General features: G+C 32.1%; 9 protein-coding genes. 2 read left to right on the top strand and 7 right to left on the bottom strand.

Features of this window, described 5'->3' with window-relative positions:
- Positions 1–237: 237 nt before the first annotated feature.
- Together ACIGHG_RS09765 and ACIGHG_RS09770 are read right to left on the bottom strand one after the other, a co-directional pair.
- Entirely contained in the window at positions 238–2049 is a 1812-nt protein-coding gene (locus tag ACIGHG_RS09765) for an acyltransferase family protein (RefSeq protein ID WP_336472794.1), read from the bottom strand.
- 363 nt (positions 2050–2412) lie between these two features.
- Positions 2413–3564 (bottom strand): MFS transporter, encoded by a 1152-nt coding sequence (locus ACIGHG_RS09770; RefSeq protein WP_336472795.1) that lies wholly within the window; start codon positions 3562–3564, stop codon positions 2413–2415.
- Between the two features lie 98 nt (positions 3565–3662).
- Here ACIGHG_RS09770 and ACIGHG_RS09775 point away from each other — a divergent pair, with 98 nt between their 5' ends.
- Positions 3663–4514, top strand: a complete 852-nt coding sequence (locus tag ACIGHG_RS09775; RefSeq protein WP_336472796.1) for a LysR family transcriptional regulator — start codon at positions 3663–3665, stop codon at positions 4512–4514.
- Between the two features lie 50 nt (positions 4515–4564).
- Here the strand turns inward: ACIGHG_RS09775 and ACIGHG_RS09780 are convergent, their stop codons facing one another.
- Both ACIGHG_RS09780 and ACIGHG_RS09785 read right to left on the bottom strand, forming a co-directional pair.
- Positions 4565–4693: a hypothetical protein gene (locus ACIGHG_RS09780; protein ID WP_090911976.1), complete on the bottom strand. Its 129-nt coding sequence runs from the start codon at positions 4691–4693 to the stop codon at positions 4565–4567.
- Positions 4694–5164: 471 nt separating this feature from the next.
- Positions 5165–7501: a glycoside hydrolase gene (locus ACIGHG_RS09785; RefSeq protein WP_336472797.1), complete on the bottom strand. Its 2337-nt coding sequence runs from the start codon at positions 7499–7501 to the stop codon at positions 5165–5167.
- A 206-nt stretch (positions 7502–7707) separates the two neighbouring features.
- Between ACIGHG_RS09785 and ACIGHG_RS09790 the strand changes: the two genes are divergently transcribed.
- Entirely contained in the window at positions 7708–8175 is a 468-nt protein-coding gene (locus ACIGHG_RS09790) for a DUF4240 domain-containing protein (RefSeq protein ID WP_336472798.1), read from the top strand.
- Positions 8176–8542: 367 nt separating this feature from the next.
- Here ACIGHG_RS09790 and ACIGHG_RS09795 read toward each other — a convergent pair whose 3' ends face one another.
- The 3 genes from ACIGHG_RS09795 to ACIGHG_RS09805 all read right to left on the bottom strand — a co-directional run.
- Positions 8543–9160, bottom strand: coding sequence for an HAD family hydrolase (locus ACIGHG_RS09795; RefSeq protein ID WP_336472799.1), 618 nt, complete (start codon positions 9158–9160; stop codon positions 8543–8545).
- A 329-nt stretch (positions 9161–9489) separates the two neighbouring features.
- Positions 9490–10194, bottom strand: coding sequence for an alpha/beta hydrolase (locus ACIGHG_RS09800; protein WP_396548272.1), 705 nt, complete (start codon positions 10192–10194; stop codon positions 9490–9492).
- A 715-nt stretch (positions 10195–10909) separates the two neighbouring features.
- The coding region (locus ACIGHG_RS09805) for a CocE/NonD family hydrolase C-terminal non-catalytic domain-containing protein (RefSeq protein WP_396548288.1) at positions 10910–11041 on the bottom strand (132 nt) is incomplete at its 5' end.

Genomic DNA, 11041 nt, shown 5'->3' on the forward strand with positions numbered 1-11041 from the left:
ATGTGAGTACAATCTCTCTTTTTTATCCCCACCTAATAATCCATATGTTTTTAAAATCCATTTTAATTTTTCGACATCTAAGCCGATTGTATGTATGGCCGGACGCTCTCATCCCTCCTAAAAAAAGGGGATTATGTTGTTTTTTCAATTTGTATACATATAGAAATATATTAAAAAAAATAAAATTCTACACATCCAAGTGAAATCAAGTGAAAAAATTATCAATTTGCTATTACTCTACTTTTTAATACTCTTCACTATAAGCGAAGAATATACCTCCGCTCCTGCTTTCGTCAAATGAACCCCATCTGGTTCAAAGTATTCTTGCTTCCCAGCACTAGCTGAATACCAATCAACTAGCGTAACATTTGAGAAGTTTGATGCTACTTCTTCTAACTTTTTATTAACTAATGATTCCCATGGACGCGGTACTCTTGTATTAATTAATACTACTTTACGTTCATTACCTATTAATTGGATTAGTGATGTTATTTGCTCAGTAGTAAATGCTCCATTTGTACCTAATCCAATAATAACGCACTCCCCTAAAGTACCCTCTTTTTTCATTCTGTCTACCGCAGAGGTCGCTTCAGACATTTGCCTTCCAATCTTCGCGTCAATCCGAATATTAGGAAATGCATTTTTTAAATTGGGAGAGACATCAATCATAATTGAATCTCCAATAGCTGTAATCGGCGCAGATTCTTTAGCCCCCGCAGACTTAACTTCTTCTTTGTTTTGTGATGGTTTATCAGCCGGTTCTTCCAAAACTGCGTCTGGATGTTTAGGCTGATCTTTTTGCTGTGTTTGTACCGCCTCTACTTTGTTTTTAGGGCTTTCTTTCGCTTTGCCCGCTGTTGATAAACCAAAACTAGCTGTCATAGTAACCAATATTGCAAACGCTAAAGCTAACTTACCACCTAACGCTAAGTTTCTTATTCTTAAGTTATGTAAACGAATATTCCTCAATGCACCTTGACGAATTGGATTTTCGATAAATTTCCATGAAAGCTGCGCAATAAACAAAATAAGAAAAAATTGAAAAATAGCTCTCGTAAGCTGAAATTCTCCAGTACTTACTTGTGGAGTTGTCAATGTGATGATCGGATAATGCCAAAGGTATATCCCATAAGATCGAACTCCAATCCAGCGCAAAGGTCTGAATCTTAAAAAAACACTAATACGGCTAGCTGGATGAGCAAGATTCGCTACTAATAATGCAGTAGCAATCGATAAAAGGAACATTCCCCCGCGGTATAGGAATGGATCATATTGATTCGTCTTCCAAAACATAACGAGAATAATAAGAAGAGCAATTCCTCCAATTATATCAAGAACGAGACGAGCTGGTGGGATAATTTTATTAGCTAATCTACTGCTCGGCCAAATGAAAGCAAGTGCTGCACCAATTAGTAAGGAAAACGCCCTTGTATCAGTACCATAATACACTCTACTTGGATCAGCGCCTGGTACATATATTATTGCCATTGCGACAGCTGAAGCAATCGCTCCGAGAAAAATAAATAAAGTCAAACGTGATTGTTTTTTTATATAAGAAAGTCCTAAACTAATGATAAGAGGCCAGACCACATAGAACTGTTCTTCAACAGCTAACGACCAAAAATGATTTAGTGGAGACAGTTTACCGAAGCTATCAAAATATGATAATTTGTGATAAATATACCACCAGTTACTAAAATAAAATAAAGCTGCTACCGAATCTCCACGCATTTTTCCAAGTAATGAACTATGAAAAATTGTAATCCAAGCTAAAGTTATAACAAGCATGACAAGCATTCCCGGGAGCAATCTCCTTGCCCGGCGCAACCAGAAATTCTTCAAGTCGATTCTTCTTTTTTCCTTCCATTCAACAACAAGAATATCCGTAATTAAATAACCCGAAAGTACAAAAAACACAGTAACACCTAAAAATCCTCCAGGTATCCAGTTAAAATTGATATGATACAAAATAACACCTAGTATGGCTAGGCCCCTTAAACTGTCTAATCCAACCATATAACGACTATTTTTCTTTAATGGTGTGGGCATTCACAGTCACCCCCATCTTTCTCTAGAAACTATGTAACTATTCACATTACGAAATTCTACGAATTTACACTTAACAAGTATAAACGAATTTCGAAATAAAAGGTTTACAAAAATAGTACATTATCATAATAAACATACTTATCTTGTATAATAATGCACACCATACATAAAATTCTACCATATCATCTATTATTATAAAATTGTTTATGCAAATAAAAATAACTACTTCATTACATTTCCCTTACCGAAAGTGAAGTGAAAAAAGAATAAAATATTGTATTAGACTCTTTAAATAATCCTTAACAAATAAAAATAGTCTAAGTCATAATACGCGACTTAGACTATTTTTGTACAAACAATACCTTACTGATTTATTTCACTATACTTCTTTTTTACTATTAAAGTAGATTGCAATCCAATTGCAACTACTAATATACCAGCTGTAAAATACGGAAAATTTAAAGGATCTATACCCTTTTCTAGAAATATACCATTTGCCAGTGTTCCCATTGAACCAGCAAAATAATTAATAGAACTAAGCAAGGCAATAGAAATAGTGGCATGTTCTGGACTTATTTCAATTAATGTTTTTTGTTGAGTCGCTACTGCTCCCCATCCAGTAGCTCCCCAAAGAATTAAACAGATAGCCACCAAAATTGCTATTTGTTGAAAAATCCCCATACATATTAAAGATAAAAACATAATAATCATTAGATATATTAATATGATTTTAGGTTTCTTATAAAAATCCATTATATATCCTATAATGAAACTTCCTCCTATGCCACCTATTCCCCACATCCATATAAAGACTACGGATTTTTCAAAGCCATAAGAGGCTATGATAAGATCTAAATATGTGTATAACCCTAAGCTACAAAAACTTAGTATCATTGTTATAAACATGACCAATGAAATAACCTTGTTTTGAAACATCGCTAGTCGTTCTTTTAATGTTGGTAAATGGGTTGATTGTATGACTGGAAGCCTAAACCATAAGCCTAATATTCCTACTACACCGATTGCAACAATAAACCATATTGTCATACGCCACCCATAAATATCCGAAATATATATACCGATAGGAACACCTATTACGGTTCCTGCACTCATTCCAAGTAGTATCATGCCTAGCGCTCTACCTTTTTTACTTTCATGAACGAATGTAACAGCTGCAGATGAAGCAAATGGTGAATACAAACCAGCACCTATACCTGCTATTCCTCTTGAAATTAATAACATGATAAAATTGTTTGTAATTGTACTTACTACATTGGCTAATACGAAAATAGACAACGCTATTAATAATGTATGTTTTGCATTCGTTTTACTCATCATTGCAGCAAACAAAGGTGCTGCAAGCGCATAACATAATGTAAATACACTTACCGCCTGCCCCGCTTTCCCTATAGATACATGAAATTCATCTGCAATACTTGGTAAAATTCCTGCCATTACATAAGCATCTACCCCTAACGCAAACATCCCTATTGTTAATAAAACAATCTTTCTCAATATCATCACCCTTTTGTCAATTATTCCTTTTTCTATCGTAAAGGGTATAATATGATTAGTGAAATTAATATTTAGCATAGGAGGTATGAATTTAACTCATGACTATAGCAAGATACGAGGTACTCCAAAAAGTAGTTGAACTAGGGAATTTCACTAGGGCGGCTGAACAACTTAACATGACACAATCCGCAGTAAGTCATGCTATTTCTAGTTTAGAAAAAGAATTTGGTTATCCTTTATTACATCGAAACAAACAAGCAAAGATTCAAAAAACTGCTTTTGCAGATCGAATTCTTCCTCACATTCGGCAAATTTTAAACAGTGAGGCTATTATTAAACAAGAAATATCTCTTCAAAACAATCAACTAGAGGGCACTTTAAAAATAGGCGCATTTACAAGTGCTGCAGCTCAAATATTACCCAAAATGCTATCTCAGCTTAAAAAGAACTACTCAGAAATTAAGGTAATACTATATGAAGGTACTTATATGGAGATTGTAGATTGGATTCATAACGGTACTGTAGATATAGGATTCATTATCGAAGAAGATACAAAAAAACAGTTCCCATCAATACCTATTACAAAAGATGAAATTGTCTTAGGGTTACCGAAAAATCACCCACTGGTTAATGAGAAAACAATTGATATAAAAACTATTGCTAATATGGACTTTATTATGCCAAAATCTTCCTATCAGTCATTAGTTTTAGAAAATTTATCCGCTTATGATGTGTATCCAAACATTATATTAGAAGTATTGCATTGTGAAACGATTGTTAATATGATTTCACAAAATATTGGAATTAGCATGGGACCTGAACTATTTTTTAAATCTCATAAAAACATTGAAATAAAAAAACTAAAACAAAAAAAATATCGGCAAATTAGCCTTGCATTTAAAGAACAAACTCCTATTATAAACGCCTTTTTAGTGTGCAATCAATTATAGCGGTATCCATGGAACCAAAAATAATAATATACTTTCGGTTTCATGGATAATCACTTTTGTTTCATTTGTTTTGCTAATAATTGCTTTACCTCGTTATATGTTAAACCAGAGTTCTTATTCAGCTTCTTCACTTCATCAATATCGGTACCAACAACAGTGTACTTTTTCTCTTTGTTCATACTGCACATCCTTTTTTAAAAATTAATACATACTACTTTTTATAAAGTACAATTGAATTTTTTTGACTAGTTGTAAATGAAACATTGTTTTTTCATATTTATTCCCTAAAATTAGAACTCTTACCCATCTACTCCATTTCCAATTTCACAACAATTTAACAAAAAGTTCTAAATAATATATATTCAATATTATTTATACAGGGGTCTTGCCGCATGCCCATCAAGCTAATATCTTGAAGTATCCCCAAAACGAAAATTTTATCTCCTCATAGTTGTCTATGGGAATTCAGTTCATTTTTTTCGTTTTGGGAAACAATAAATTTCTTAACTTGTTGGTGATGGAGCGGTACTCCTAAACCAACAAACGCTATCCTTTCTTATCATTTTCCAGAAAGAATAAGGTTTTTTCCAATCTTAAGTTTTTTATAAGAAGTAGTAAAATTCGCATTATCCCAAATTTATTCCACTATTTTAATATTTAGGAACCTCTAATATGCGTTTTTTCTTCCCATCATATACCAGGGCAGTTTTAGCTTTAATATGTTCATTATTATATTTAAAATCTTGGTTGGAGAAATTTACAATTACTTTCATATCTTTTCCAAATGTCGTACTTTGAACTTGACGATCCTCAGACAATATATCAAAATTTGTCATTGGCTTTGTGACAGCTTTCTTATGAAATGGAGACCATACTTTTAAGTATGAGATAATAAGGGATTTATTTTTCTCCCATTCATTTTTGTCAATTTGATATAAAGGTGGTACATTATACAACATTTCAGATAACATTCTATTTCCTATTTCATCTTTAATTCTAAAGCTTCCCCATCCCCATTGGTGGGTAGTAATAATTGAGTCATTATATACAAGTTTATATAAAGGAATTGAATATATAGGATTACTATAGATATCTTTAAAAATAGGTTTAATAGGAATAGTTTTTCCCAGTTGTTCTGGAACGGCACCATTTGGTGAAGTTGGCTTATAACCTCCTAAGTAGTACAGGCTTTTTTTATCTCCCATATCAGAATCAAGCCAAGGTCCAGGCCCAATTGTTTCTATTCCATGGGCAAAAGCTATAACAGTACTTGCAAAATCATTTCCACCTTCTGATCCAACTACCATATGTTTTTCTTGGCTAATATATTTCATTCTTTCCAATCTTGCTTTAACATCTTGCTCCTCAGTAGTAATGTGATTTGGAGAATAATCATCATAAACCTCGCCTGTAGCATCGCAATCCACAAACCAAGAATTAAACGGTATATTATTTTGTAAAATATCTCCCACACGTTGTTTCACACTCGGTAAAGATAATGTTGGATTTAACTTTCTTCCTTTACCTGCAAATCCTTCTATTTTTTCGCCTTTCTCATTCGAAATTGTTGCATTTTGGTATAAAGTTTTATCTTTAAAAGAAGCAGTATTCCAATCTCTACTTCCAACTTCGTGAATAGAATGATAAGAATCGTAAGGTCCAATTAAATAACCTAGTTTATTTGCTTCTTCTACCATTTTGGGATTCATTAATCCATTAGCCCAATTTGATAAACCAATCCACGCTTGATTAATACCTGATTTCTTTATATCAGTTAAGACATCGGTGGATTCTTTTTGTTCCCATTGGTTTATTCTATCCACTGCATCTGTTAATTTACTTTTAATTAATTCTTTATTAAGAGTATATAGTTCTTGCTCACTCAAATTATAAATTCCTTTTTTCAATAAATCATTTGTCTGAGTACCTAGACCTCCAAAAATATCTTTATTATAAAGTTGTTCTAATTGTAATACGTGATTTATAGCATCCACTATTACTTTTTGCTGGCTTTTATTAATAGATTTTTGCTTCTTTATATCTTGCATAACAGTTTCAAAGTCTTTTGATCCGTCTTCTGTATTTACCTGTAACAACTGAGCAATCCAATTTGTAAATTTCTCATCTATTTTTTGTGCAAATTTATCCCATTTGATATTTTCTACTGAAATCCCAGGGTGATTCCAAAAATAGATATGAGGAGCACCATATAATTTTCTAATGTTCGGATTTTCTTTTGCTTTTTCTTCTAGAGTTTTAAATTCTCCCTGTTCTTTTATAAAATTTTTGTAAATGTTTGCAATTGAAACAGGATTTTTATCTGTTACATATAATCTAAATCCATATTCTTTGTTTTTATTAATAGATGGATATTGATGTGTAAAACTAAACTGTATATTAGAATCAGCAGTAAAATGAATATTGTCATTATACATATTGTCGGCAATATACATGATAGAATACTTAGATTTATTCAATGCAAAGAATCTCATAGAAAAGCTCTCTATAAATGAAAAATCTTGATTTCCTAAGAATTGTTTCCAGCTTGAATCATTGCTAGGTATATTTTTCCCTTCCCATAATGGTAATGTATAACTGTCAGCACTTACTTTTGGCCAAGTAAATTCATTAGCTCCTTCAGACTTAGTAGATTTTAATTTAATGCTTAAATAGGACTCTTTCTTTTCAATTTTTACATCTACTTGATCATCCGGATAACTCCACGATATACAATTATTTGATCTTATAAGATTTTCTACTTTTTTCTTTGGTAATGGTAGAGATGCACTTTCTCTTACACCATCTTTTTCTACAAAAAGTTCACCTGTTTCAGGATTTACATCAAAAGTAAAGTTTTTATATTGAGAGACTGTATTTTCAACCTTTATCATAGAATTCGTTTGTTGCGCATAACTCATAGAAGGCAACGTAAGGCATATCGAACTCATCAAAATCGGAATAACTAACTTTTTAACTTTTTTCTTCATTTTTATAACCTCCCTTATTTGTATTTCAATCATAGACATGTATTGTGACAGAAATGTTACAATATTATTTTATAAGACAAATCTAATTAACTTCTGATAACGTCTCATATGGTGCGCATACAGGTAAGAAAATTGTATTCAACATATGCTCTTTGATAAAATTAAAAGATGTTATTTAGTTAAAGAAGTGAAAGGAGAAGGTTTATATGTCTAACGATTTAAAGATGGACGAGAACGAGTTTTGGAAAATCATTGATATGTTCGATTGGGAACATGAAGGTGATGATGAAACAGTTTTGGAAGAAGCGGTAAATTATTTAAGTAAAAAATCCAATGAAGAGATATTTGCTTTCGAGGACATGCTCTCCAAATTACTTTATGATTTGGACGGGGTTGAATACGCCAAAAATATTGGTGAGTATTCCTTTGTAGATGAAGAAGAGTTTTTCTCCGTAGATAACTTTCTGTATGCAAGATGCGTGGTTATAGCAAATGGGCGGGATTTTTATTATCATGTGTTGCAGCATCCAGAGGAAATGCCAAAAGATATGGAGTTTGAATCTTTATTGAGTATAAGTAGAGAAGCATACGAACAGAAAAATGATGAGGATTTTGATTATCTGCCAAAGTTTGATTATGAAACATACAGTAATAAGAGCAAATGGACAGGATAAATTGCTAATAGGGGGCGCACACTATGCTCATCAACTCTAAATACTAAAAAACGTTATTCTTTCTAAACAAGCTACCGTTTCTGTGCCATTACTACACAAACCTCAAGTACATTGATTCGAACAAAGAAAAAGGCACTAACTAAAAATAAAAGAACTCAATTAATGAGTCCTTTTATTTTTAGTTGAAAGGCATGCTGATTTGCGCTTTCTTCTTGGCTCAAATTAATATATTTTTACTAATACCTCTTATTTCTTCAACTTATTTATAAGAATGACTTTCTAATAATACTAATGCGTGTTCAATTTGCTTTTTGTTAAAGTAAAAATCTGTTATTATGTTATTCTGTTAATCATTTGTTATTATTCTTTAGAATAGGTCTAAAAGATCATCAAATTTCTCTATAACTTGATCATATTCACTTACATTTCCAAAACCGTACTTTGCGTAAACAAAAGGGATACCTGCATGCCTAGACGCTTTTAGATCACTCTCTGTGTCTCCAACATAAACAGGTTTTGAAAGATTGTTTCTTTCAATTATTAATTTGATATTGTCTCCTTTTGTAAGACCCGTTCTACTAGGGTTTTCATAATCTAAAAAGTAATTCTCAAGTTTATGATACCGAAAAAACCCCTCAATATAACCCTGTTGACAATTGCTGACGATAAAAAGTTTATATTTCTTAGAAAGGTTATGTAGTACATCTTCCACGTTTTCAAAAAGAGCTCCACCGTGTTCCTCTATATATTTACCTTCAATTTCAAAGCACTGTTTAATTATTTGTGTTCGAGTGTTTAAATCTAAGTTTGGAAATAACTTGCTACTTATGTCGTCCATTTGCAGTCCCATAGTACCTTCGAAGTCTCTTCTTGTTAATTTCTTTTCTACTTGTTTATTTTCCTCAACTATACTATTCCATGCAAGTAGTACGGTGTCTATAGAATCCCAAATAGTTCCATCCAAATCAAAAATTATGCTATCCATATGTATGTCCTCCTCATCATTTATAACATCTATGTGTTGCTTTGAAATAAAGTTTGATCAAAAACCTCTTACAAACTTACATTCTATGGTACACAAAAAGAATCGATTTTGAAAAAAGATTGATCAAAATCGACTTTTTCCCTGGGATTGTGTGTACAGTTTTTATAAAAAAGTTTGATGATTTAATGCTCCTTATTGAACAAACGCACCCGATAATTTAAGTAAATAAATTCACCTTTATAATGTCTCTCAAATATAATATCAGTTTATATATTCACAATTCTTCTCTAGCAGGTTCTTCATTAAATCTTTAGATAAATTGTAATTTGTTAATCGATATGCTTGTGTAACCACTGCTCAAATACCTTCAACTGTTCTTCAGTATGAAAGTAATGTTCACCTGCTTCCATGACCTCTAATTCACAACGGTGTTTTTTTGTAAAATAGTTAATAGTTTCAAATTCACACAGTTCATCCTTGGCTCCATACATAATATATGTATCTGTATTCCATGTATTAATAGGATGTTCTTTTACATAGCATAAATAATCCCAATATAACTTTTGACCAATAGGTGTTTCTATAGTCATTTCTTTTTGCAAAAGCTCTGGTGTTACATTAAACCATTTCATCATATTTTCGATAATTCGTTCCATATTAACTACTGGTGATAAAAATAATGCCTTTTTTAACACATCATTTTGATATGCTAAAAGGCTAAAATAAGCCCCCATACTACATGCAAACAAGCTTACTTCTTTCCAATGTTCTTTTGCGTAATTCATAATTATAGATAATTCATTAACACAAAACTGTACTTTGCAAGGAGTATTATCATTTTTTCTTTCTCCATGCTCAGGTAAATCAAAGCTTAACACTTGATAACCTTTTTGATTGGCTTCTTCAGCTAATATTTGAATAACTGCATCTTCCTTATTTGACATGTTTCCATGTACTGCAATAAAAATTTTTTCACTCTTTTCTCCCCACAAAACCGCGGGAATATTACTAATTTTAAAATTATCTTTAAGCATATTTCCTCCATAGAATAAGACATATGAGATTGGGCAAAAAATCGCATACATTTTATATTCTTCTACTTAGTTTTAAACAAATCAAACTATTCCTAATTTACCATGAATGAATTATAATATCTCTCTACATCTGTATAACATCGAGACTGTGAATTAAGTTTATCGACTTTGATTCCCTTATTGAGCTGATCTGCTCCGTTAGTGAAATAAGAAATCCTAGCTCACAGGATTTCTTATCAAACTTTTTTATAAATGATCAGACTTTGTTTTAAATTATCAAACTTTACTTTAGGGGTACACTATGTACGAAACTTAGCTAAATCATAACCCCCACCTTTCCTATATATGTAAATTATATCACAAATACAAACTTTTAAAATATCAGCTCCTTGCAACAGAACCAGAAATAGAAAGAAAAAACGTTCGACTTACGCCAACCCAAATTCATCCCCTTCCTATTCATTGGGCTTCAACCCTTCTCATTCCTTGAGGAAGGGGGAATTCTTTTGGAAATATGTTAAAATTTCATTCTATTAAATGGCCCGACTGCGGAATAGCATAACTGGTGCTTTTATTGAAAATTGACAGAGAGAAGTCATTGAAAGCAAATAAAAGAGCCTGTGTAGTCTATCGTTACTACACAGGCTCTTAAAACGCTTGAAGAAATTGATAAACTCGAAGAGTTTGTCAACAGCCCCTATTCGGAGGCTTCTATCTATTTTACAATTGGTAATGTTACTTCACTTAATTTTACTGTAAGTTTCGTCCCTGCTTTTGGACGAATCGTATAGTCATAGTCACTTGCAATTAATACGACTCCTATTTGATGGCCGGCTTGAAATACATA

This window comes from Bacillus sp. NPDC077411 (assembly GCF_044543425.1).
Taxonomy (GTDB): domain Bacteria; phylum Bacillota; class Bacilli; order Bacillales; family Bacillaceae_G; genus Bacillus_A; species Bacillus_A bruguierae.

What these genes read in the sequence shown, in the direction of transcription:
- ACIGHG_RS09765 (WP_336472794.1), bottom strand. Translation starts at nt 2,049, where the DNA reads ATGCCCACACCATTAAAGAAAAATAGTCGTTATATGGTTGGATTAGAC.
- ACIGHG_RS09775 (WP_336472796.1), top strand. Translation starts at nt 3,663, where the DNA reads ATGACTATAGCAAGATACGAGGTACTCCAAAAAGTAGTTGAACTAGGG.
- ACIGHG_RS09780 (WP_090911976.1), bottom strand. Translation starts at nt 4,693, where the DNA reads ATGAACAAAGAGAAAAAGTACACTGTTGTTGGTACCGATATTGATGAA.
- ACIGHG_RS09790 (WP_336472798.1), top strand. Translation starts at nt 7,708, where the DNA reads ATGTCTAACGATTTAAAGATGGACGAGAACGAGTTTTGGAAAATCATT.
- ACIGHG_RS09795 (WP_336472799.1), bottom strand. Translation starts at nt 9,160, where the DNA reads ATGGATAGCATAATTTTTGATTTGGATGGAACTATTTGGGATTCTATA.
- ACIGHG_RS09800 (WP_396548272.1), bottom strand. Translation starts at nt 10,194, where the DNA reads ATGCTTAAAGATAATTTTAAAATTAGTAATATTCCCGCGGTTTTGTGG.
- ACIGHG_RS09785 (WP_336472797.1), bottom strand. Translation starts at nt 7,501, where the DNA reads ATGAAGAAAAAAGTTAAAAAGTTAGTTATTCCGATTTTGATGAGTTCG.